Origin of the sequence: Citrobacter sp. S-77 (assembly GCF_963864895.1) — a bacterium.
Classification (GTDB): domain Bacteria; phylum Pseudomonadota; class Gammaproteobacteria; order Enterobacterales; family Enterobacteriaceae; genus Citrobacter; species Citrobacter murliniae.
The window spans coordinates 434676-457357 of record NZ_CAWLWU010000002.1 but is presented as its reverse complement, the minus strand read 5'-3'; the positions used below and the strand labels follow the sequence as shown (position 1 = coordinate 457357).

Genomic DNA, 22682 nt, shown 5'->3' with positions numbered 1-22682 from the left:
CAACGAGAGTACAATTTCTCAGTGTTCGTAGAATAAGAATTAGTTTTAAATCGGTTAAAATAGACAATCCAGAATATAAATCTTCAGTTTTCTTAAATAACCTTGATTTAAATTTTGATAGCAAGTTTTCATATTTATTTCGAAACTTACCTTTGCTTCTTGCGTCATTAAGATACTCTAATCTTACACTCGGGTCTAAATTGAGTTTGGGTATCGCTTCTGTTCTACGTAATGATATCACAGTGACCATATAACCAATTGATACTAAGTAATTCGCTTGATTAATTACAGTCTGAACTGTTCCTCCGACACCATATAAGTTATAACAAAAATATACGATATGATTTGTTTTTTTTCGAGCAACTTATCTATAAGATAATTTGATTTACCAAAATTAGGATAGTCCTGTCTTACGATGGCACGATTACGTCTGGCCTTTAATGTCAATGCCTTATCAAAGTTTTCAAAAGAAAATATATTTTCCAATTCATCTATTGTTCTGACCGTTACTCCCAAAAAATCATTAGGCGAGTTCATAAAATGCCCACGTTCATGTTTGTAAAAATCGTAATCAAACTGAAGAAAAATAACAGGTATATTTAACAGGTTAAACTCAAAAGACACGGAAGAATAATCAGTAATGCATAATGCTGTATCTTTAAGGACAACATTGAAATCATTTTGACCAACAAACCCTATATTTCCTTCAAAAATTTCTTCAACCTCACGCTGTAAGTATAAAATTTTCTCATGCAGATAAAAAACTACCTTCAATTTGTGGTTATCAGCATACTCCATGATTCTTGTACTATCTTTTATTTTTTTCACAAGTGAAAGAAACGTATTTTCTTTTCCCTTAATAGTCCAATCATCTCTCCAGGTAAAAAAGAACAACATATTCTGATTGGTTTTTCTTATGTATTGAAGATTTTCATGTCTAGAAAGACCACTATTGACTAATCGGCATGATAAGAAGCCAATATTTGTTATTAACCGTTTAAGAATCTGAAGATCAGAGGAGTCCACTGATCTTCTATCATTGTAATAATTACTTAATATATATCTATAAAAGCCACGCAAATCATTCCTATCAAAATAACTTCGCAAATAAAATATCTTATGTTTAAGAATAATGTTATATGTTTGTTTTATGTCTTTCTGAGGTTGAAGAACATCTTTTACAATTTTATATTCCGAGCTTAGAGATGTGTGGAAATATCTAATCCTTCCATTATAATGCCCTTTATAAAAATGTACTTTTTTATATGATATAATTCCGTGCTGTAAATATATAATAGGAGACCACCCTCTGCTGAGGGGCTTTTTTTTGAAAGAAGGGAACACATCCATATAGCCATCATTAAGTACAAGGTAATCTGCTTTATAGAATAACCATCGATGTTTTAAACTATCTTTTATTATAACGTTTTTCGAATATGGCTTTAGCTTATCGCTATCTATATTGTTACGCCCACAAACATAATAAGTATTTTTAAACCCCTCATTAATTCTATGTGCAAAATAAGAAAATCCATTATCTCTCGCTTGCTCACCACCTTTTTCACTTATTAGAACAAGAAGATCTTCCCGATTCTTTACCGAATTCCTCATATAAAAGCACCCATCCATAGATTTTGTAATTAACAAGCAATCGTCATTTATACTTATTTTTTAGTGTGTTTATTTAAGAACGGATTCATGATATATAGTTAACGCATCCACAACATCATCATATATAAACACTTCATTATCATTATTTATAACAATAGCCATATTACAATATTTCTTCAATAATTCATCACTATGTGACACCATTAGTAATGACATTTCTTTTGATCTTTCAGAAAATATCAAGTCACATTTTCTTTTAAATCGCGAATCACCAACAGCAGTAATTTCATCAACTAAATAATAATCAAATTTAAATGCCATACTTAATCCAAAACCTAACCTCGATCGCATCCCCGAAGAATACGTTTTAATCGGCATGTCAAAGTATTTTCCTAGTTCAGAGAACTCCTCCACAAAAGCAATAACTTCTCTGAAATCATTTTTTGCAGCATAAAGCCTGGCTACAAATTTCACATTCTCCCGACCAGTTAAGCTCCCCTGAAACCCTCCTGCCAATCCTACTGGCCATGAAATAGTTTGATCGGTTGTTATCATTCCACTATCTGGATGATCGATACCTCCAATCATACGAAGTAATGTAGATTTACCTGCACCGTTACGCCCAATCAGCGCAACACTCTTACCTGTTGGTAACTCAAAGTTTAAATCCTTGAATACGTAGTGACGCCCTTTCGACGTGATATATGATTTCGTTAAATTTTCGACTTTGATCATGATGAAGTTAGCATTGCTCTCCGCCGGAACCAATAACTGGCTAAACCAAGAAAAAAGATCCCTAGCGCACAAATAGCCAGATAGCCAAAACTCATTCCATCGCTAGTATAGTTAGCAACAACTGCCTCTCTGCTAAGTTCGACAACATGAACGATGGGATTCCAAAGGACATAGGACTGATACTGCTTAGGAATTGCCTGAAGTGGAAACATAATGCATGAAATAAAGTAAAGTGGCTTGATAACGATAGGAAGAAACTTTTCTGTTTCTGGGTGCGAGCTTCCTATCACCATAAAGATCAGTCCCACACCGCATGAAAATACAATGAGCAAAAACCATGTACTAAATAAGAGTAATACACGAGCAAGTGAAAAAATCTCACCGCACAAACTAAGAATCCCCATCAGAACCAGATAGACAAGGATATAAATAACCATTTCCAGCAAAGTCCTTGCAATTACTGTATCTACTGGTTTTACTGGTCTGTAATTAAATAGTCCCTGATTAGCTTCAATTGCTTTAATTGACCGAATGGATATGTCACTAAAAATGAAATAGGGAATAATACCATTAATCAAAAAAACCGGGAAAGATATATCAGGCATTGTGCGATGCATTATATATCCAAAGATAACTAACATTACCATAAGATGAGCAGCAGGTTCTAATATAGCCCAAAGGTATCCAAGACGATATTTTCCAAATCGTGTTTTAGCTTCCCGTAAAAATAATGCCTTAATTACTGAAATTTGGATTTCAATGCAATTTCTCGCCATGGCCATTCCATTATATTCGACATGCTACCGCCCTTAGCTTAAGCTGCCACAGGCTTATATATATTTTATTTAGTAGAAAAGTATCACGCGAAATTGTTAATGATACGCAGGAGAGTTGAAATCCACATACAAAATAACGCCCCTGATAGACATTATATGTAATACCTTTAAACCAGTAAGGGATATCTTACAATATAATATTGAAATAGAAAGAGACTAAATATTTTTTAAGATATTATTCATATAAAACATGAATATAATTAATCTATTGTCTTTAGGAAGTGATAATATTCACAATTAATATCATGCATAATACTTATATTATACATTATGGGTAGTATATAACGTATACTACCCATAAACTCTATACCCTCTCGCCCATCAGCCCTTTTACCAGCTCCACACAGCGCAAAAACCGCGAGTCATAATCAGCCTCCTCAACGTGCACAAATTTGATGTTGTTCTTCTCCAACATCGATACCAATAGCGTCTGAAACTCTTTGCGATCCACCGAACTCCCCAAGCTTCGTAATCCATCCGCAACCCATGGCGTGTTGTTTTCCAGCAGGATCACCAGGTCAAAGCGATACTCGTCAATCAATGCCTGCACAAACGGGTGCTCACGCCCTTCATACTTTTTGCAGAACGCCTGAGTGGTGACAAAGTCTGTGTCGATAAACGCCACTTTATTAGCATACTTAACTGCAAAATCAATGTATTGCGCTTGTCCTAGCGCGATCTTGTCGTAATCAGAATACTGCAGCGCCATCTCATCGCCGCCCAAATGGGAAAAGACGTAATCGCGCCCGTATTCCCATGCGCTGGTCGTATTGAAGATATTGGCAAGCTTATTCACCAGTGTCGATTTTCCACTCGACTCACCGCCGAGGATCGCCACGGTACGCACAAAGAAGGGTTTCACTTCCGTCGGAATGTATTCCCAATAGCGGAATGGATTTTCACGGATTTGCGCCCCGCTGATGCTCATAAAGGTCCGTTTTGGATCGACCAACACAGTTTCAATACCCAGATGTTCCAGATATTGCGGGGCGTCAGCTTCTTCAGAAGTGTAGATCCAGTTAGGCTGGATCCCCTTCTCTTGCATAAACGTTTTAATCCCGTTGCTCCAGACATCCCAGCCGTGCGGATATGGCTCCATACCTTCCTCATTAAAGGCATGAATACGGATATTTTTCTGATACTTAAACGTTTGCAGCAACCAGCGTAAACGGTCGGAAACCGTGGGTTGTTGTGACATAGCGCTGTCTTCAAACAGGCCCCGATCGCGCGTATCGTCATAGCCCATGATGATATGTAATTCATCGACCTGGCTACAGGCACGCTGAATCAGATAGATATGACCAGTATGCAATGGATAAAACTTACCAAAGACCACACCAATGTTTTTCTGCTGGCGGGGGAACTCCAGTCCCAGAAAACGGTGCAATGCCTCCAGTTTTTGCGCACTGGGGCTTTTTATCTTGGCGTTCAGGAGTTGGCTTAAATACCCCTTGGTCATGCCACTGGCATCCGCCACCTGTTGCAGAGTACAGCCCTTTTGCTTAATGGCAGTTTTCAGATAATCAAATGACACAAGAGCCTCCTGCTTGCTATAAATTAACGTAATACCCATGGATCTCTGGTGGCAGGAAGGCGCAAACAAATCCCGATATGATTCGGGGCAGCGAACACGACCAACACACCTGTCGCCGGAAAGACGACGGGTATTTAATTATAAGTCGTCAAAAACGCTGAGCGCATCCGTGAGTTTTTTAACGCCAAAAACTTGCATGCCTTCTGGCGGTTTTTTCGGCACATTCGCGGCAGGTACAATCGCCCGACGGAATCCATGCTTCGCTGCTTCCGAAATCCGCTCTTGACCACTGGGAACCGGACGAATTTCACCCGCCAGCCCCACTTCACCGAAGACGACTAAATCCTGCGGCAACGGCCGGTCGCGAAGGCTGGAAACCATTGCCAGCAGCAGAGCCAAGTCTGCGCTGGTTTCAGTGACTTTTACACCACCCACCACGTTGACAAACACATCCTGATCCGCCATTTGCAACCCACCGTGACGATGCAGCACAGCCAGCAAAATGGCCAAACGGTTTTGCTCCAGCCCTACCGCAACACGGCGCGGGTTCGCCATCATTGAGTGATCAACCAGCGCCTGGATCTCCACCAACAGCGGACGTGTTCCTTCCCAGACAACCATCACGGAGCTACCGGGAGTGACCTCATCACCGCGACTTAAGAAAATGGCTGAAGGATTACTGACTTCACGTAGACCTTGCTCGGTCATCGCAAAGACACCAAGCTCATTCACTGCACCAAAACGGTTTTTATGGCTACGCAAAGTACGAAAACGGGAGTCAGCATCGCCGTCAAGCAACACTGAGCAGTCAATACAGTGTTCCAGAACTTTCGGCCCGGCCAGCGAACCGTCTTTGGTGACATGCCCAACCATAACAATCGCCACGCCCCGCGTTTTCGCAAAGCGTGTCAGGTAAGCAGCCGTTTCCCGAACCTGTGCCACGCTACCTGGCGAAGACTGGATATCAGCCATGTGCATTACCTGAATGGAGTCGATAACCATCAGTTTCGGCTGTTCTTCTTCGGCGATCAGGCAAATCTGTTCAATACTGGTTTCCGACAGCATATTCATATTCGCAGTCGGTAGTCCGAGTCGATGCGCACGCATTGCCACCTGTTGCAAGGATTCTTCCCCCGTGACGTACAGGGTTTTCATCTGCTCGCTGAGCTTACACAGCGTTTGCAGCAGTAGCGTTGATTTCCCCGCACCAGGGTTACCGCCGATCAAAATAGCGCTGCCAGGCACCACGCCACCACCCAGCACGCGGTCAAACTCTTTAAAACCGGTAGAAAAACGCGGCAGTTCCTCAAGACTGATTTCCGACAGTTTCTGAACCTTTGCGACGCCTGCATTGCCAGCGTAACCGCTGAGTCGCTCGTTGCGCGCCACTGTTGGTGATGCAGCAAGGCGTACCTCGGTAATGGTATTCCAGGCCTGACAGGCGCTACATTGCCCCTGCCAGCGCGGATAATCGGCCCCACATTCGTTACAAACAAAGGCGCGCTTAGGAGCTTTTGCCACGTTTTACCTCGTTATTTCTGATTCATACTGCCGGAGAGAATGCAGAACACCCCCATCAGATCGGCATGACGGATAGTGATTTCCGTCTTTTCATTCACTTTCGGTTTAGCATGGTAAGCGATACCCAACCCTGCCGTTTTGATCATCGGCAGATCGTTCGCACCATCGCCAATCGCGACCGTTTGCGCTATAGGGATTTCATGCTCTAGTGCCAGTCGAGTCAGGGTATTAGCTTTGTACTGGGCATCGACGATATCGCCAGTCACGTTGCCGGTAAATTTACCGTCCATGATTTCCAGCTCATTCGCCACCGCTGCAGTCAGTCGCAGTTTTTGACGCAGGTATTCCGCAAAGAAGGTAAACCCCCCAGAGGCGATAGCCACTTTCCAGCCGAGAGTTTCCAGCTTTAGCACCAGTTGCGTCAGGCCGGGCATCAGGGGCAGAGTTTCACGCACCTGATGCAGAATGTTTGCGTCAGCGCCCTTGAGGGTCGCGACACGGCTACGAAGGCTGGCGGTGAAGTCCAGCTCACCACGCATCGCACGCTCCGTCACTTCCGCAACCATCTCACCGGTTCCCGCCAGTTTAGCGATCTCATCTATACACTCGATCTGGATAGCGGTTGAGTCCATGTCCATCACCAGCAGACCAGGCGTGCGCAAATGTGGGATTTTGCCCAGTGGCGCAACATCCAGTTTGGCATCATGCGCCAGTTTTGTCGCACGCGGTGTTAGCGACCCCGCCAGGCGAATGACCTGATAATCTTCGACGCACCAGGCTGCCACAATAACCATCGCCGCTCCCAGCTTGCTTTGGTATTGCGTTAAGCGTTGTTTATCCAGCCCACGACCATACAGCAGCCAGCCACTCCGGCCCGCGTGGTAATCCAGCGGCATCACTTCATCGCCACTTAAAGAGAGGGGCAGACCTGGCCACAGAGAGACATCTTCAGGTAGATCGCACCAGGTAATGTTAGGCATTAAAGCTCCTGTAAAATCGTTCGGGTCGGAATCATCCAGGGAAAATAACGCATGAGGCTACCTTGTAACCAGCGCTTCTGGCAACATTAAGCCTCAAATTTTCAGTAGGTGGAATATGGCTCGCGCAAAACTGAAATTCCGACTTCATCGTGCAGTGATTGTATTGTCCTGCCTCGCGCTACTCGTCGCACTCATGCAAGGCGCATCATGGTTTAGTCAAAGCCATCAACAGCAGCGTAACCCGCAGCTGGAAGAATTGGCTCGCACGCTGGCTCGCCAGGTCGCGTTAAACGTCGCACCACTGATGCGAACCGAAACACCGGATGAGAAACGTATTGCTTTCGTACTACATCAGCTCACCGAAGAGAGCCGTATTCTGGATGCGGGAGTCTATGATGAACAGGGCGATCTCATTACACATGCCGGTGAGAGCGTGGATGTACGTGATCGGCTGGCGCTGGACGGTAAAAAAGCCGGTGGCTATTTTAATCAGCAGATTGTCGAACCCATTCAGGGGAAAAACGGCCCGCTGGGCTATCTACGCCTGACGCTTGATACCCACACACTCGCCACTGAGGCGAAGCAGGTGGATAACACCACCAACATTCTACGCCTGATGCTGCTTCTGTCACTGGCTATTGGTGTAGTGTTGACCCGAACACTACTTCAAGGCAAGCGTACCCGTTGGCAACAATCCCCGTTCCTGCTTACCGCCAACAAACCGGTACAGGAAGAAGACACTGAGAAAAAAGAGTAATTTACCAGAAAGGAAATCGACCATGACAACATTACGCCTGCTCATCTCTGACTCTTACGATCCATGGTTTAACCTGGCCGTTGAAGAGTGCATTTTTCGTCAAATGCCCGCTACGCAGCGCGTTCTGTTTTTATGGCGCAACGCTGATACGGTAGTCATTGGCCGGGCGCAAAATCCGTGGAAAGAGTGCAATACCCGGCGCATGGAAGAAGACAACGTCCGGCTTGCACGTCGCAGCAGCGGCGGCGGCGCGGTGTTTCACGATCTGGGTAATACTTGCTTTACCTTTATGGCAGGCAAACCAGAATACGACAAAACCATATCCACCACTATCGTACTCAATGCATTAGCTTCTCTTGGAGTCGATGCTGATGCATCCGGGCGCAACGATCTGGTCGTCAAAACTGCCGGGGGCGATCGCAAAGTCTCTGGCTCTGCCTATCGGGAAACCAAAGACCGTGGCTTCCACCACGGCACACTGCTGTTAAATGCCGATCTCAGCCGTTTGGCTAACTATCTAAATCCGGATAAAAAGAAACTCGCCGCCAAAGGGATTACCTCCGTACGCTCACGCGTTGCGAATCTTACTGAATTGCTGCCGGGCGTCACCCATGAACAGGTGTGCAAGGCAGTAACCGATGCCTTTTTTGCCCACTACGGTGAACGTGTAGAAGCAGAGATTATCTCTCCCGACAAAACACCGGATCTGCCGAATTTTGCCGAAACTTTCGCTCGCCAGAGCAGTTGGGAGTGGAATTTTGGCCAGGCTCCTGCTTTTTCGCATCTGCTGGATGAGCGCTTCACCTGGGGCGGCGTAGAACTGCATTTCGACGTTGAAAAAGGGCATATTACCCGCGCGCAGGCCTTCACTGACAGCCTCAACCCCGCCCCGTTAGAAGCGTTGGCGAATCGTCTGCAAGGATGTCTGTACCGCGCTGATATGTTGCAGCATGAGTGCGAGGCATTGTTGGTCGACTTCCCGGACCAGAAAGAAGAACTCCAGGAGCTTTCGGCATGGATTGCCAGAGCAGTGCGTTAAGCAATTGAGATAACTGCCGGATGGAGGCTACGCCTTATCCGGCAGTATTATAGACCCGGTAAGCAAAGCGTCACCGGGCACAAACCGAACTTATTCTTTATCGCCCAGCAGAACAGATTCCAGCGCGATTTTGATCATGTCGTTGAAGGTCGTCTGACGCTCAGCAGCAGTAGTCTGCTCATGAGTACGGATATGGTCAGATACGGTGCAAATGGTCAGCGCTTTCGCACCAAACTCAGCCGCAACGCCGTAGATACCCGCAGCTTCCATTTCCACACCCAGCACGCCGTATTTTTCCATTACGTCGAACATTTCGCCGTCCGGGGAGTAGAACAGATCGGCGGAGAACAGGTTGCCAACACGCGCATCTACACCCAGAGCTTTTGCAGCATCAACAGCGTTACGCACCATGTCGAAATCAGCAATAGCGGCAAAATCATGATCTTTAAAGCGGATACGGTTAACTTTGGAATCGGTGCATGCACCCATACCAATTACCACGTCACGCAGTTTGACATCCATACGCACCGCACCACAGGAACCCACGCGAATGATTTTCTTCACGCCGAAATCGGTGATCAGTTCTTTGGTGTAGATAGAGCAGGATGGGATACCCATGCCATGACCCATAACTGAGATCTTACGGCCTTTGTAAGTACCGGTGAAACCTAACATGCCACGAACGTTGTTTACTTCGCGGACATCTTCGAGGAAAGTTTCAGCAATGTGCTTAGCACGCAGCGGGTCGCCAGGCATCAATACGACGTCAGCGAAATCACCCATTTCTGCATTAATATGTGGAGTTGCCATAAATTATCCTTAATTAAATAGTGGAAATACCCTAAGGATTTCACGTTGTAGGAAGGCGGCTATTTCGTTCACCACAGGAGCATAGATTCACTATGTGACCGGGGTGAACGAATGAAGTCAACGAGCCTACGGCGCGAAAGACAACGGGTATTACAGCATGTTTTTACCGTAGTCCATTGGCGACGTACCGAAGTAGCTTGCCAGCGTCTGACCAATATCCGCGAATGTTTCACGGTGACCTAAAGAGCCTGGTTTTACTTTCGGGCCATAGATCAGCACCGGAATGTGTTCACGGGTGTGATCGGTACCAGTCCAGCTCGGATCGCAACCGTGGTCAGCGGTCAGGATCAGAATGTCATCTTCCCCCACCAGCTCCATCAGCTCAGGCAGACGGCGGTCGAAAAGCTCCAGACCTGCAGCATAGCCGGCGATGTCGCGGCGGTGTCCCCAGGAGGAGTCAAAGTCGACGAAGTTAGTGAAGACGATGGTCTCATCACCCGCTTCTTTCATCTCTTTAATCGTTGCGTCGAACAGTGCGTCCAGACCCGTCGCTTTCACTTTTTTAGTGATACCGCAGTTCGCGTAAATGTCCGCAATTTTACCAACGGATACGACATGGCCTTTTTTCTCGTCAACCAGTTTCTGCAGTACCGTCGGTGCTGGCGGTTCGACGGCCAGGTCGTGACGGTTACCGGTACGCTGGAAGTTACCGGCCTTATCGCCGATAAACGGACGCGCGATAACGCGTCCTATGTTGTAACCACCTTCGGTCAGCTCTTCGCGTGCGATTTCGCACAGCTCGTAGAGTTTATCCAGGCCATAGGTCTCTTCATGGCAGGCAATCTGGAATACGGAGTCAGCCGAAGTGTAGAAAATCGGCTTGCCGGTTTTCATATGTTCTTCGCCCAGTTGGTCCAGAATCACCGTACCGGAAGAGTGGCAATTACCGAGATAGCCCGGCAGGTTGGCACGTTTTACCAGTTTATCCAGTAGCTCTTGTGGGAAGCTGTTTTCATGATCGGAGAAATAGCCCCAGTCAAACAGAACCGGAACACCAGCGATTTCCCAGTGACCAGACGGAGTGTCTTTCCCGGAAGAGAGTTCATGCGCCCATGCGTAAGCGCCAATGACTTCCGCATTGCCGTCCATACCGGCCGCAATTTTACCGGTAGAACCTTCGTGAGCTTTCACCAGGCCCAGACGGGTCAGGTTAGGCAGATTCAGCGGACCTTTGCGACCATTGTCAGCTTCGCCCTTCGCACAGGCTTCTGCAATATGTCCCATAGTGTCTGAACCTACGTCGCCAAAGCGATCCGCATCTTCAGTCGCACCAATACCAAAGGAGTCCAGCACCATAATAAATGCACGTTTCATCTTGTTCTCCATACATCTGCGCCGCAAAAAAGCGATCAGATCAGTATACAGTTATTCGGTAATACGACGATAGACTGTCGGTGTAATTTCTGGCGCTTTGTCGTCAAGGCTGATTGCCGCTTTGACGGCTTTCGCCGCTTCCTGCCAGCTGGCTTCATCTTTGGCGTGGATCACTGCCAGCGGACGCTGTCCATCTACGCTGTCACCCAAACGCGCCATATCAGTAAAGCCGACGCTGTAATCAATCGTGTCAGATGCCTGACGGCGACCGCCGCCCATGGAAACTACCGCCATACCCAGTGCACGGGTATCCATCGCGCTAACGAAACCTTCGGTATCAGCATATACCGCTTTGCTGAGCATTGCCGTCGGGAGGTACTTCGCGTAGTTTTCGACAAAATCGGTCGGTCCCTTCTGCGCCGCAACCATGCGACCAAAAATTTCCGCCGCTTTACCGTTATCCAGTACCGCCTGCAACCTGGCGCGGGCTTCAGCATCGTCTTTCGCAAGTTTGCCGGAGATCAGCATCTCCACACACAGCGCCATGGTAACGTCAAACAGACGCGGATTACGGTATTCACCCGTCAGGAACTGTACAGCTTCGCGAACTTCTACCGCGTTACCGGCGCTGGAGGCCAGCACCTGATTCATATCGGTTAACAGTGCGGTAGTACGCACACCCGCACCATTCGCCACGCCAACAATCGCTTCGGCAAGGGCAGCCGAAAGTTCATAGGTCGGCATAAAGGCACCGCTGCCTACTTTCACGTCCATCACCAATGCATCCAGCCCTTCCGCCAATTTTTTCGCCAGAATAGAGCCAGTAATCAGTGGGATGGAGTCCACGGTCGCGGTAATGTCGCGGGTGGCATAAAAACGTTTATCCGCCGGTGCAAGCGAGCTGGTTTGACCAATAATCGCAACACCCACGTCTTTAATAATTTCACGGAATCGGGCGTCATCCGGGAAGATGTCAAATCCCGGAATGGCTTCCAGTTTATCAAGCGTACCACCGGTATGGCCCAGACCACGCCCGGAGATCATCGGAATATAACCACCGCATGCAGCGACCATCGGGCCTAACATCAGTGACGTTACGTCACCCACGCCACCGGTAGAGTGTTTATCCACAATCGGGCCGTTCAGTTGCAGACTCTTCCAGTCCAGCACGGTTCCTGAATCACGCATTGCCATGGTCAGCGAAACACGCTCTGGCATTGTCATATCGTGGAAGAAAATAGTCATCGCCAGGGCGGCGATTTGCCCTTCAGAGATGGTGTTATCGCGAATACCATTGATAAAGAAACGAATTTCTTCATCGCTCAGCGCATGACCATCACGTTTTTTACGAATAATTTCTTGTGCGAGAAACAAGGTAACCTCCCGATTATGGGCCGGGTAAGCAAGATGCCACCCGGCAAGTCGTATTGATGCCGGAGGGTGACTAACACCTTGTCCGGCCTGCGATGGGCAATTGAAACTTAGTAGCTGCTTGCGCTCTTACCATCACCGTGACCCAGCGCTTTCAACAAGCTAGCCAGCAGGCTGGATGCACCGAAGCGGTAATGGCGGGAATCAGCCCAATCAGCACCAAACAGTTCGTCCGCAATAGCCAGGAACTGCTGTGCGTCTTCCGCAGTACGTACGCCGCCAGCCGGTTTGAAGCCAACCGTTTTTTCCACACCCATATCGCGGATCACTTCCATCATGATGCGTGCGCTTTCCGGCGTCGCATTTACTGGTACTTTACCGGTAGAGGTTTTGATGAAATCAGCACCGGCTTTGATGGAGATTTCAGAGGCTTTACGAATCAAGGCTTCTTCTTTCAGTTCGCCTGTTTCGATAATCACTTTCAGCAGCACATTTGCCGCAGCACATGCGTCTTTACAGGCTTTAACCAGATCGAAACCAATCTGCTCGTTACCAGCAATCAGCGCACGGTACGGGAATACCACGTCAACTTCGTCCGCACCGTAAGCGATAGCGGCGCGGGTTTCTGCCAGTGCAATCTCGATGTCGTCGTTGCCGTGCGGGAAGTTTGTCACTGTAGCAATGCGGATGTCCGGCGTGCCCTGCTCTTTCAGAGTTTTACGAGCAATAGGGATGAAACGCGGATAAATGCAGATTGCTGCCGTGTTACCAACCGGAGTTTTAGCCTGATGACACAGCGCGATCACTTTTTCATTCGTGTCGTCGTCATTCAGGGTAGTCAGATCCATCAGTTTCAGTGCACGCAGGCTGCTTGCTGTTAAATCGGTCATAACATTCTCCAACGGCATCGCCGTATAAAATTTCACCTTGCGAGTTTGTTAGTATTCTAACATCCGCTCGCTATTACACTTCGATATACATCACAGTTAATGAAAACCACATACAGATTTGCATTACTCTAATGAGATCTACTTCAAATAAATAACCTTTACCGGCAGGATGTGATGGCTTCAGCCGCATCCGGATCAAAGGTTGATGTTGTACAGCTTCCTACAATGACACTTAACCTTCAGCTCCTATTCGGCACATAAAGGAACCAACGATGCCCACGTCCTCTGAACTCGCGCTGCAACAGCGTTGCCAACAAATCGTGACCAGTCCGGTGCTCAGCCCTGAACAGAAACGCCATTTTCTGGCGCTGGAGGCAGAGAACGCTCTACCTTATCCCCATTTGCCTGTTGAGGCCCGCCAGGCGCTGGATGACGGGGTTATCTGCGATATGTATGAAGGTCATGCCCCGTTCAAGCCGCGCTATGTTTTACCCGATTACGCTCGTTTTCTGGCCAACGGTTCATCATGGCTGGAACTGGAAGGCGCAAAGGATCTTGATGACGCATTATCCTTGCTGACCATCCTGTACCACCATGTTCCGTCAGTAACCTCGATGCCGGTCTACCTCGGGCAGATCGATGCTTTGCTGCAACCGTATGTTAGAATTCTAACACAAGAAGAGATCGACATTCGAATAAAACGTTTCTGGCGTTATCTCGACAGAACGCTGCCAGATGCGTTTATGCATGCCAACATCGGTCCTGCTGACACACCAGTTACGCGAGCAATTTTACGTGCAGATGCAGAGTTAAAGCAGGTTTCCCCTAATCTGACATTTATTTATGATCCGCAAATTACTCCTGACGATCTTCTGTTGAACGTAGCGAAAAATATTTGCGAATGCAGCAAACCACACATTTCCAACGGCCCTGAAAATGATAAAATTTTCACAAAAGGCCACTATGGCGTGGTCAGCTGTTACAACTCCCTGCCTCTCGCTGGGGGAGGAAGTACGCTGGTCAGACTCAATCTGAAAGCCATCGCAGAGCGCAGCACGTCTGTCGATGACTTCTTTACGCGCACTCTACCGCACTACTGTCAGCAGCAAATCGCCATCATTGATTCACGATGTGAATTCCTCTACGAGAAATCACATTTCTTTGAGAATAGCTTCCTGGTGCAGGAAGGGTTGATTGATCCCAAACGTTTTGTACCAATGTTTGGGATGTACGGTCTGGCGGAAGCGGTAAACCTGCTTTGTGAAAAGGCCGGCCTGAGCGCCCGCTACGGGAAGGATGAGAGTGCTAATGAGATGGGCTATCGTATCAGCGCCCAGCTTGCTGACTTTGTGGAAAACACACCAGTAAAATATGGCTGGAAGCAGCGCGCGATGCTGCATGCGCAGTCGGGTATCAGTTCTGATATTGGCACCACGCCGGGTGCGCGTCTGCCTTATGGCGATGAGCCGGATCCTATCACCCATCTGCAAACCGTTGCACCACACCACGCGTATTATCACGCCGGGATCAGCGATATTTTAACGCTGGATGAAACAATCAAACGCAATCCTCAGGCGTTGGTACAACTTTGCCTCGGGGCGTTTAAAGCTGGTATGCGTGAGTTTACGGCCAACGTGAGTGGTAACGATTTGGTACGCGTGACCGGTTATATGGTGCGCCTGTCCGATCTGGAAAAATATCGCGCCGAAGGCTCTCGCACCAATACCACCTGGCTGGGTGAAGAGGCCGCCCGCAATACGCGTATTCTGGAACGACAACCTCGTGTGGTAAGCCATGAACAGCAGATGCGCTTCGGTCAGTAAGATCATCCCTTTCTCCTGCGTGGACGGGCCAGGCAGTCGTCTGACCCTCTTTTTACAGGGGTGTAATTTGCGCTGTAAAAATTGCCACAACCCGTGGACGATGGGACGCTGCAACGATTGCGGGGAATGTGTTCCGCAGTGTCCACATCAGGCGCTAAGCCTGAATATGAGTAAAGTGGTGTGGCATTCTGATATTTGCCAGCAATGTGATACCTGCCTGCAAATGTGCCCACAGCAGGCGACACCGATGGCGCAGACCATGAGCGTCAATGAGGTTCTACGCCACATCCGTAAGGCATCATTGTTTATTGAGGGGATCACCGTCAGCGGTGGGGAAGCCACAACTCAACTCCCCTTTGTGATTGCGCTATTCTCAGCGATCAAAGCCGATCCGCAGTTACAGCACCTGACCTGCATGGTGGACAGCAACGGCTGGCTTGGCGAAACCGGCTGGCAGAAGCTGTTACCGGTTTGCGACGGTGTAATGCTGGATTTCAAAGCCTGGGACAGCGCATACCATATGCAGCTTACCGGGCGCGATAATGCGACGATCAAGCGCAGTATTCTCTTTCTGGCTGAGCGGGGAAAACTTGCGGAATTGCGTCTGCTGGTCATTCCCGGTCAGGTGGATTATCTGCATCATATCGAACCACTGGCGGCGTTTATTACCCAACTTGGACGCGTACCGGTGCGGCTTAATGCATTCCATGCGCATGGCGTATATGGCGAAGCCAAAGCGTGGGCGAGCGCAACGCCGGAGGATGTGGAGCAATTGGCGAAAGAATTACGCAAGCGCGGGGTGGATAATCTGATTTATCCAGCGTTATATTTGTGAATTGCCGGATAGCGCCTACGCCTTATCCGGCCATCAGAGGGTAAACAACGCGGTCGTATTGCGATACAGCACATCAGCAATCACGTCCGCTGGCTCTGGACGCAATTCACATAAAACATCAAACACCCGGACCACCTGTTCCGGGCGGTTAGGCTGGCCCTGAAAACCGTTTAACGGCATATCCGGCGCGTCGGTTTCCAGCAGCAATGCTTCCAGCGGTAACTGCGCCACCACCTCACGCGTTTTACTGGCGCGTGGATAGGTAATGGTCCCGCCCACGCCAATTTTATAGCCCAATTGAACAAAGCGCTCCGCCTGCTGCATGCTTCCTGCAAAACCGTGTACTACACCGGTTCGCGGGAGGGCGTGGCGTTTAAGATGCATCGCCAGCTTGTCATGGGTGCGGCGCGAATGCAGGATCACCGGCATATCGTAGCGTTTCGCCAGCTTAAGCTGCGCCTCCAGTACCCATTCCTGCTTGTCGAAGTGCGGATCGTCGCGCCACAGATCCAGTCCGATCTCTCCGACGGCAACTACTTTCTGCGGTCGTTTTTCCAGTTCCTGTTGCAGTCTATCCAGACAGTCGCCGTCGTGATGTTCAATAACAATGGGGTGCAGACCCAATGCGGCAAACAACGATGGATAGGTTTGTGCTAACACCAGCACGCGTGAAAAATTCACCGCCTCAGTGGCCGGGACAATGATGCTGTTCACCCCGGCCTCAGCGGCACGCTGGATACTGGCAGGTTCATCACCGACAAAGGGCGGAAAATCGAAATGACAATGCGTATCGATAAAACGATAACTCACGCCAGATCCTCATTATTGAATGTCGTGTCGTTGGCCTGGGGTGCGTGGGTAACCACCGGGGCATGGGCATCATTGGCAACCGGTGCAGGAGGGACCACCACCGGCCCCGGCACCACAATCTTCGGAGTCTGGCGCGGCAACGGCGTATTTTTCGCCAACAACTTACCCACGGTAGCCAAAAAGTAACGACCGCAAAGGCGTCCTGTTTTGTAGTCTTCTCTCAGTGCCGGAATACGGCTACCTAACGCCATACTGTGCAGCGGTTTTGGCGGATAGATCTCAAAGATACGCAGCTTACCGGGCGGTTTTTCAATAAAATTCTGAATAGCACGATAGCTGGTTTCATGATGCTGAACTAAATTCACCAACGGTTGCAAGCTGCTTTCCCCCAGCCAGCGCTCCATCCGCTTGAACCACTGTGGCGTATAGTACATTTGCGAGGGCACGGTGCGGATCACCACCAACGTTTTTGCCCCCTGCTTTGCCGCCTCCTGCACGGGGATAGCATCGCTAATTCCCCCATCCAGATAGTTGACACCGTCAAGCAACACTCCCGAACGATAGAATCCCGGAATAGCACTGGAGGCGCGGATAAGGTCGAGCCAATTCTGTCGGGTAGGTGAAAAGTAGCCCGGGCTATAGTCATCTCCCCGACAGGCGCACATGTAAAAAGCTTTTCCCGCTGCAAACAGGCGCTCTGCGTTATCAATCGCCAGCGGCATCTGCGTCGATGTTGAATCCACCAGCCAGTCGAGATCGATAAGATTTCCCCCGCGCACAAATCGCACCGGGTCAAAGAACTCACGCTTTGTGGTATAACGCATAATAACTTTGCGTCCGTAACCGGGCTGATTACAAAGATAGGCCGAAAGATTTTGCGCGCCAGCGGAAGTCCCGTAGTAGAAATCAAAGGGATTGAATTGCGCACGCATGAACTCATCCAGTACGCCTGCAGTAAAGATCCCCCTTTGTCCTCCGCCTTCGCACACCAGCGCCATACTGCCAGGTTGAAACGGACGTAACGATAACGGCGCAATATTACCGAGCGTGACGGGTATTCTCTGCCCCACCTCTGCCTTCCTGTATTTTTTGTGATAGAACGACAAAGTAACGCAATTTGCTCATCGCTAAAACCGTAAAAGCCAGTCCACTGGACTGGCTTGGTAGCAATTTTTCTTTACGGTTTACGCGCTAGGGTCGTTTACGACCGGTAAACAGGCTAACCAGAAACAGGATAATCCCGACCACGAAGACTATTTTTGCCGCACCTGCAGCGGTACCCGCAAGTCCACCAAATCCCAGAGCGGCGGCAATTAACGCGATAACCAGAAATATGATGCCCCAACGAAACATACGCTTCTCCTTTACCATAGTTAATGTCAACCGCTTGATATGGACGCTCAGGCCGCCCATTTGCGATATTTTTTAGTGTGGTGCACAACACGCCTTCCGACAAACATCGGGAAGGCGAATTAAGTCGAATTACTGAGTTTTGAGATCGTTTTTGACGCTTTTCACGCCATCAACGGCTTTGGCGATGCTCTCAGCACGATCGCTTTGAGCCTGTGAATCGACGGTTCCGGAAAGCTGAACTACACCATCGGTAGTCTCTACTTTCACTTTACGGGAAGGGACTATGTCATCAGCCAGCAGTTTCGCTTTCACTTCGCTGGTGGTTGCCGTATCGCCCGCATAGCCTTTTACAGTCGTACTTTTGCTATCCCGAACGTGCAGTTTGTCGCTAACGGAGGTCACCCCTTCAACTCCTTTCGCTACTTTCACCGCTTCTTCAGCCTGGGCCTGGCTTTCAACAAACCCACTTAACGTAACCACTTTCTGGTCTGTTTTGACGGAGATATCGGTGCTCTTAATACTTTCGTGATCCACCAGCGCGGCTTTTACTTTTGCAGTGATGGAGCTGTCATCCATGAAATTACCGACTTTGTTCATAGAGCTATCGACTTTCTGCCCCGCGCTTTCAAGACCGGATTGCGCTTTGTCCATTGTCGCGTTTTCTGCAAAAGCAGAACCCGTTGCAACAGCAGAAGTCAGCATCACGGCCAGCAGCGTTTTAGAAATCTTCAGTCTTGTCATTGTCATCGATTTAATCCTGTTTTTTTGCTCATAATTCGAGCATTGGCAGCACATGTGCTGCATTGCTGAATGTGGCGAAAATCACTCAATTCAGAAGTCAATGGCCGCCATCACAATCAACAGTACTCACATTGATGTTCTGCACGACGACGACCCGAACCAGTTATTAATATCGTGATAAAAATAAATATCAGTTCTAACAACCATAAACATATATTTGCATGGCATTTAAAGCCGACACTTATGTCATCACTTTGTTAAATATAGATCACAATTTCGAAGTCGCTGACCAAACAGATTAAAAAACAGACAAAACGAAGATAAAATGCGGGATTTAAGAACATTCCGTAAGGGATTAAAAAGGCAGGGAAAGTCGCAGGGTACGGCAGAAGCCGCACCCTGGAAGGTCGATTAGTGTTCGCGCGTTTTACGGAACGTAACGTCAGGATAACGTTCCTGGGTGAGGTTCAGGTTAACCATGGTAGGGGCAATATAGGTAAGATTATCACCACCATCCAGCGCCAGCTGAACTTCGTTTTTACGCTTAAATTCTTCGAATTTTTTCACGTCTGTACATTCTACCCAGCGCGCAGTTGCCACGTTGACCGACTCATAAATCGCTTCAACGTTGTACTCGCTTTTCAGGCGTGAAACGACCACATCAAACTGCAGCACACCGACCGCACCAACGATCAGATCGTTATTGGCAATCGGACGGAAGACCTGCACCGCACCTTCTTCAGAAAGCTGAACCAGACCTTTCAACAGCTGTTTTTGCTTCAACGGATCTTTCAGGCGAATACGACGGAACAGCTCCGGTGCGAAGTTCGGGATACCGGTGAACTTCATCATTTCGCCCTGAGTAAAGGTATCACCAATCTGAATGGTGCCGTGGTTGTGCAGACCGAGGATATCGCCTGGATACGCTTCTTCCACGTGAGAACGATCTCCAGCCATAAAGGTCAGCGCATCTGAAATCACCACATCTTTACCAATGCGCACCTGACGCATTTTCATGCCTTTCTCATATTTTCCGGAAACAACACGCATAAACGCCACGCGGTCGCGATGTTTCGGGTCCATATTGGCCTGAATTTTAAAGACGAAACCAGTGAACTTCTCTTCTGAGGCTTCAACTACGCGGGTATCGGTTTTACGTGGCATTGGCGCTGGCGCCCACTCCACCAGACCGTCCAGCATATGGTCTACACCGAAGTTACCCAGTGCGGTCCCGAAGAAAACCGGTGTTATTTCACCCGCCAGGAACAGCTCATGGTCAAACTCGTTAGAAGCCCCCTGAACCAGCTCCAGCTCATCACGCAACTGCTGAGCCAGATCTTCACCCACTGCCGCGTCGAGATCCGGGTTATTCAGACCTTTGACAATACGAACTTCCTGGATGGTATGGCCTTTACCGGTCTGGTACAGGTAGGTCTCATCTTTATAAAGGTGATACACGCCCTTGAACAATTTACCGCAGCCAATCGGCCACGTAATCGGCGCACAGCCGATTTTCAGCTCGTTTTCCACTTCATCCAGCAGTTCCATCGGATCGCGGATATCACGGTCAAGTTTGTTCATAAAGGTCAGGATCGGGGTATCACGCAGACGCGTAACTTCCATCAACTTACGGGTCCTGTCTTCAACACCTTTTGCGGCGTCGATGACCATCAGGCAGCAGTCCACCGCCGTCAGCGTACGGTAAGTATCCTCAGAGAAGTCTTCGTGCCCAGGGGTGTCCAGCAGGTTCACCAGACAGTCATGATACGGAAACTGCATTACCGAGGTAGTAATGGAGATACCACGCTGCTTTTCCATCTCCATCCAGTCAGATTTCGCATGCTGGCTGGAGCCACGGCCTTTTACCGTACCGGCGGTCTGGATAGCCTGTCCGAATAACAGCACCTTTTCGGTGATAGTCGTTTTACCGGCATCCGGGTGAGAAATAATGGCAAAAGTGCGGCGTTTAGCCACCTCCTGCAAATAAGGAGACAACGTCATAGTCAAATCTTCTTAGGTAAGCACGGCATCAGGCCGGGCATGTTGAATACGAAAAATTGCGGCTATTTTACCCATCAACAGGGGGGAGGCAATCAGTGTTTACACAGGAGTTGCTCCAGTTCGCTTAATGACGCAACCGTCCAGGTCGGCTGAATGCCCACAGGCTGCTCACGATGGTGTGCATTTAGCCAGCAGGTGGACAGTCCGGAATTGATACCACCAAGAATATCTGACTCCGCAGTATCACCCACCATAAGTACTCGAGAGCGATCAGGATTGCCCGCCAGCGTCAGTGCATGATCAAAAATACGCGGATCGGGTTTTGCCACACCAACCTGTTCAGAAATGACAAGCAGATCGAAAAAGTCTCGCAGACCCGTACGCTCAAGGCGGATTTGCTGCAATGCGGTAAAGCCGTTGGTAATAATGCCAATTTTCGTTTTGCCACGAATCGCATTCAAGAGCGAAACCGCGCCCGGTAGCGGGGAGCAAATCTCCGCCATCGCATTAATAAAAGCGTCGTTCAGAGAGCCAGGCGGCACGTTCAGGCGCTCAGCCCAGCTCTGGAAACGAGCATGCTGCAGTTGTAATGACGTTATCGCACCGTTTTGATAATCCACCCACAGTGGCTTATTCACGGCCTGATAGTCCTGAAAATCTTCAGCGGTAAAGGTAATGCTATAGTCGAGAAACATCCGCTGTAGGCCGGTAAACGCATCAAATGTGAACAACGTTTCATCGGCATCAAAGAAAATCCAGTCCCACTTCATCATCATTACACCTTGTCTTACATGCTGATTGGCAATGCCATTATAATGGCGTCTTCGTGACCGTCGGCTGTCGGATAGTAATTACGACGAATCGTCGCTTCGTTAAAGCCTAAGCTTTCATATAGCGCGATAGCCGCAGCATTCGAAGCGCGCACCTCGAGCCACAGCGTCCGAATCCCCCGCTTTTCCAGTTCATCGATCAAATGATCCAGTAGTTCGCGTCCTAAACCTCGACGCTGAAAATCAGGGTCGACGGCAATATTGAACAGCGTAGCTTCATCCAGCACCACCTGCGTAATTGCAAAGGCGGCCATCGTTCCGTCAACTGTGAGCTGAAAATTGAGGTAACGATCGCCCTGGTTGCTGGCAAATGTTTTTTCACTCCATGGAAATGCATGGGCGCGTTTTTCAATCTGAAATGCTGTGGGTAAATCAGTCGGACCGAGGGAAGAAATCGTGTTCATATGCGCAGATTTGTTGCCATAAAGCGGCACGTGCCGCTGGGTTTTCCCGTAATTCATTAAACGCCGGGCTGGCGACCTGAGCGCCATCCAACTGCAAAGGCTCTTCGGTACCCAGCCGCCAGCTATTACAGCGACTGCCTTGTGGTAGCATGGCGACACGGTCAGGCGTCAGTTGTAAAACCTGATCCGGACTGACGGTCAATGCGTGTAAAATATCGCTCATCAACGGTTCGGTTAGCGCGGGTAACTCCGCGGCAACCATTACCAGACGGACATGCGCAGGAATTGAAACCGCGATCTCGCCCTGCAGTGCGCCAGGACGACGCAGCGACCACTGCGTAATGCCCAGTTGCTGTAACTGCCAGTCTCGTCGGGATGTCATAGCGAAACACTCCTGTCTATCAGGGGCGCAAATATAGCAAATCTG

Annotated in this window: 22 protein-coding genes; 4 read left to right on the top strand and 18 right to left on the bottom strand. The window is 48.7% G+C overall.

What is annotated here, in order from left to right:
- Positions 1-285: 285 nt before the first annotated feature.
- The 6 genes from AACS05_RS02865 to serB all read right to left on the bottom strand — a co-directional run bounded on the left by AACS05_RS02865 (position 286) and on the right by serB (position 7217).
- Complete coding sequence (locus AACS05_RS02865) at positions 286-1611, bottom strand: CDP-glycerol glycerophosphotransferase family protein (protein ID WP_045439514.1); 1326 nt, start codon at positions 1609-1611, stop codon at positions 286-288.
- A 69-nt stretch (positions 1612-1680) separates the two neighbouring features.
- Positions 1681-2346, bottom strand: coding sequence for an ABC transporter ATP-binding protein (locus AACS05_RS02860; protein WP_045439512.1), 666 nt, complete (start codon positions 2344-2346; stop codon positions 1681-1683).
- A complete protein-coding gene (locus AACS05_RS02855; protein WP_045439510.1) occupies positions 2343-3122 on the bottom strand; it encodes an ABC transporter permease in 780 nt (259 codons plus the stop codon). Before AACS05_RS02855 ends, AACS05_RS02860 begins: the two co-directional genes overlap by 4 nt.
- A gap of 364 nt (positions 3123-3486) precedes the next feature.
- Positions 3487-4716 carry a multifunctional transcriptional regulator/nicotinamide-nucleotide adenylyltransferase/ribosylnicotinamide kinase NadR gene (nadR, locus tag AACS05_RS02850; RefSeq protein WP_370637015.1) on the bottom strand — a complete coding sequence of 410 codons (1230 nt, stop codon included), beginning with the start codon at positions 4714-4716 and terminating at the stop codon, positions 3487-3489.
- Positions 4717-4854: 138 nt separating this feature from the next.
- A complete protein-coding gene (gene radA / locus AACS05_RS02845; protein WP_045439506.1) occupies positions 4855-6237 on the bottom strand; it encodes a DNA repair protein RadA in 1383 nt (460 codons plus the stop codon).
- Between the two features lie 11 nt (positions 6238-6248).
- Positions 6249-7217: a phosphoserine phosphatase gene (gene serB / locus AACS05_RS02840; RefSeq protein WP_045439503.1), complete on the bottom strand. Its 969-nt coding sequence runs from the start codon at positions 7215-7217 to the stop codon at positions 6249-6251.
- Positions 7218-7332: 115 nt separating this feature from the next.
- On the opposite strand from serB, the gene AACS05_RS02835 reads away from it, so the two are divergent.
- Complete coding sequence (locus tag AACS05_RS02835) at positions 7333-7974, top strand: YtjB family periplasmic protein (protein ID WP_045439500.1); 642 nt, start codon at positions 7333-7335, stop codon at positions 7972-7974.
- A gap of 22 nt (positions 7975-7996) precedes the next feature.
- Complete coding sequence (gene lplA / locus AACS05_RS02830; RefSeq protein ID WP_045439498.1) at positions 7997-9013, top strand: lipoate--protein ligase LplA; 1017 nt, start codon at positions 7997-7999, stop codon at positions 9011-9013.
- 90 nt (positions 9014-9103) lie between these two features.
- Here the strand turns inward: lplA and deoD are convergent, their stop codons facing one another.
- From deoD to deoC, 4 genes are all read right to left on the bottom strand, one after another.
- Positions 9104-9823 carry a purine-nucleoside phosphorylase gene (deoD, locus tag AACS05_RS02825; RefSeq protein ID WP_000224864.1) on the bottom strand — a complete coding sequence of 240 codons (720 nt, stop codon included), beginning with the start codon at positions 9821-9823 and terminating at the stop codon, positions 9104-9106.
- A 150-nt stretch (positions 9824-9973) separates the two neighbouring features.
- Positions 9974-11197: a phosphopentomutase gene (gene deoB / locus AACS05_RS02820; RefSeq protein WP_045439490.1), complete on the bottom strand. Its 1224-nt coding sequence runs from the start codon at positions 11195-11197 to the stop codon at positions 9974-9976.
- 51 nt (positions 11198-11248) lie between these two features.
- Positions 11249-12571, bottom strand: a complete 1323-nt coding sequence (gene deoA / locus AACS05_RS02815; RefSeq protein WP_045439487.1) for a thymidine phosphorylase — start codon at positions 12569-12571, stop codon at positions 11249-11251.
- 107 nt (positions 12572-12678) lie between these two features.
- Entirely contained in the window at positions 12679-13458 is a 780-nt protein-coding gene (gene deoC, locus AACS05_RS02810) for a deoxyribose-phosphate aldolase (RefSeq protein WP_197086132.1), read from the bottom strand.
- A gap of 272 nt (positions 13459-13730) precedes the next feature.
- Between deoC and AACS05_RS02805 the strand changes: the two genes are divergently transcribed.
- Together AACS05_RS02805 and AACS05_RS02800 are read left to right on the top strand one after the other, a co-directional pair.
- The gene (locus tag AACS05_RS02805) at positions 13731-15281 is read left to right on the top strand and encodes a YjjI family glycine radical enzyme (protein WP_045439481.1); all 1551 of its coding nucleotides are present in this window, start codon (positions 13731-13733) and stop codon (positions 15279-15281) included.
- A complete protein-coding gene (locus AACS05_RS02800; RefSeq protein WP_045439478.1) occupies positions 15253-16116 on the top strand; it encodes a YjjW family glycine radical enzyme activase in 864 nt (287 codons plus the stop codon). The genes AACS05_RS02805 and AACS05_RS02800 overlap by 29 nt, the downstream gene beginning before the upstream one ends.
- Positions 16117-16149: 33 nt before the next feature.
- Here the strand turns inward: AACS05_RS02800 and AACS05_RS02795 are convergent, their stop codons facing one another.
- The 8 genes from AACS05_RS02795 to holD all read right to left on the bottom strand — a co-directional run bounded on the left by AACS05_RS02795 (position 16150) and on the right by holD (position 22637).
- The gene (locus tag AACS05_RS02795) at positions 16150-16926 is read right to left on the bottom strand and encodes a metal-dependent hydrolase (protein WP_045439475.1); all 777 of its coding nucleotides are present in this window, start codon (positions 16924-16926) and stop codon (positions 16150-16152) included.
- Complete coding sequence (locus AACS05_RS02790; RefSeq protein ID WP_045439472.1) at positions 16923-17996, bottom strand: patatin-like phospholipase family protein; 1074 nt, start codon at positions 17994-17996, stop codon at positions 16923-16925. Before AACS05_RS02790 ends, AACS05_RS02795 begins: the two co-directional genes overlap by 4 nt.
- Positions 17997-18117: 121 nt before the next feature.
- On the bottom strand, positions 18118-18279 hold the full coding sequence (locus AACS05_RS02785; RefSeq protein ID WP_003019081.1) for a DUF1328 domain-containing protein: 162 nt from the start codon (positions 18277-18279) through the stop codon (positions 18118-18120).
- A 129-nt stretch (positions 18280-18408) separates the two neighbouring features.
- Positions 18409-19026, bottom strand: a complete 618-nt coding sequence (gene osmY, locus AACS05_RS02780; protein ID WP_045439469.1) for a molecular chaperone OsmY — start codon at positions 19024-19026, stop codon at positions 18409-18411.
- A 405-nt stretch (positions 19027-19431) separates the two neighbouring features.
- Complete coding sequence (gene prfC / locus AACS05_RS02775) at positions 19432-21021, bottom strand: peptide chain release factor 3 (protein ID WP_045439466.1); 1590 nt, start codon at positions 21019-21021, stop codon at positions 19432-19434.
- A gap of 92 nt (positions 21022-21113) precedes the next feature.
- Entirely contained in the window at positions 21114-21791 is a 678-nt protein-coding gene (yjjG, locus tag AACS05_RS02770; protein ID WP_045449431.1) for a pyrimidine 5'-nucleotidase, read from the bottom strand.
- A 17-nt stretch (positions 21792-21808) separates the two neighbouring features.
- Positions 21809-22255 carry a ribosomal protein S18-alanine N-acetyltransferase gene (rimI, locus tag AACS05_RS02765; protein WP_045439463.1) on the bottom strand — a complete coding sequence of 149 codons (447 nt, stop codon included), beginning with the start codon at positions 22253-22255 and terminating at the stop codon, positions 21809-21811.
- On the bottom strand, positions 22224-22637 hold the full coding sequence (gene holD / locus AACS05_RS02760; protein WP_045439461.1) for a DNA polymerase III subunit psi: 414 nt from the start codon (positions 22635-22637) through the stop codon (positions 22224-22226). Before holD ends, rimI begins: the two co-directional genes overlap by 32 nt.
- Positions 22638-22682: the final 45 nt, after the last annotated feature.

Bases quoted from the DNA above. Each gene is read 5' to 3' on its own strand.
- AACS05_RS02865 (WP_045439514.1), bottom strand. From the start codon at position 1,611: ATGAGGAATTCGGTAAAGAATCGGGAAGATCTTCTTGTTCTAATAAGT.
- AACS05_RS02860 (WP_045439512.1), bottom strand. From the start codon at position 2,346: ATGATCAAAGTCGAAAATTTAACGAAATCATATATCACGTCGAAAGGG.
- AACS05_RS02855 (WP_045439510.1), bottom strand. From the start codon at position 3,122: ATGGCGAGAAATTGCATTGAAATCCAAATTTCAGTAATTAAGGCATTA.
- serB (WP_045439503.1), bottom strand. From the start codon at position 7,217: ATGCCTAACATTACCTGGTGCGATCTACCTGAAGATGTCTCTCTGTGG.
- AACS05_RS02835 (WP_045439500.1), top strand. From the start codon at position 7,333: ATGGCTCGCGCAAAACTGAAATTCCGACTTCATCGTGCAGTGATTGTA.
- lplA (WP_045439498.1), top strand. From the start codon at position 7,997: ATGACAACATTACGCCTGCTCATCTCTGACTCTTACGATCCATGGTTT.
- deoD (WP_000224864.1), bottom strand. From the start codon at position 9,823: ATGGCAACTCCACATATTAATGCAGAAATGGGTGATTTCGCTGACGTC.
- deoB (WP_045439490.1), bottom strand. From the start codon at position 11,197: ATGAAACGTGCATTTATTATGGTGCTGGACTCCTTTGGTATTGGTGCG.
- deoC (WP_197086132.1), bottom strand. From the start codon at position 13,458: ATGACCGATTTAACAGCAAGCAGCCTGCGTGCACTGAAACTGATGGAT.
- AACS05_RS02805 (WP_045439481.1), top strand. From the start codon at position 13,731: ATGCCCACGTCCTCTGAACTCGCGCTGCAACAGCGTTGCCAACAAATC.
- AACS05_RS02800 (WP_045439478.1), top strand. From the start codon at position 15,253: ATGAACAGCAGATGCGCTTCGGTCAGTAAGATCATCCCTTTCTCCTGC.
- AACS05_RS02785 (WP_003019081.1), bottom strand. From the start codon at position 18,279: ATGTTTCGTTGGGGCATCATATTTCTGGTTATCGCGTTAATTGCCGCC.
- osmY (WP_045439469.1), bottom strand. From the start codon at position 19,026: ATGACAATGACAAGACTGAAGATTTCTAAAACGCTGCTGGCCGTGATG.
- prfC (WP_045439466.1), bottom strand. From the start codon at position 21,021: ATGACGTTGTCTCCTTATTTGCAGGAGGTGGCTAAACGCCGCACTTTT.
- yjjG (WP_045449431.1), bottom strand. From the start codon at position 21,791: ATGAAGTGGGACTGGATTTTCTTTGATGCCGATGAAACGTTGTTCACA.
- rimI (WP_045439463.1), bottom strand. From the start codon at position 22,255: ATGAACACGATTTCTTCCCTCGGTCCGACTGATTTACCCACAGCATTT.
- holD (WP_045439461.1), bottom strand. From the start codon at position 22,637: ATGACATCCCGACGAGACTGGCAGTTACAGCAACTGGGCATTACGCAG.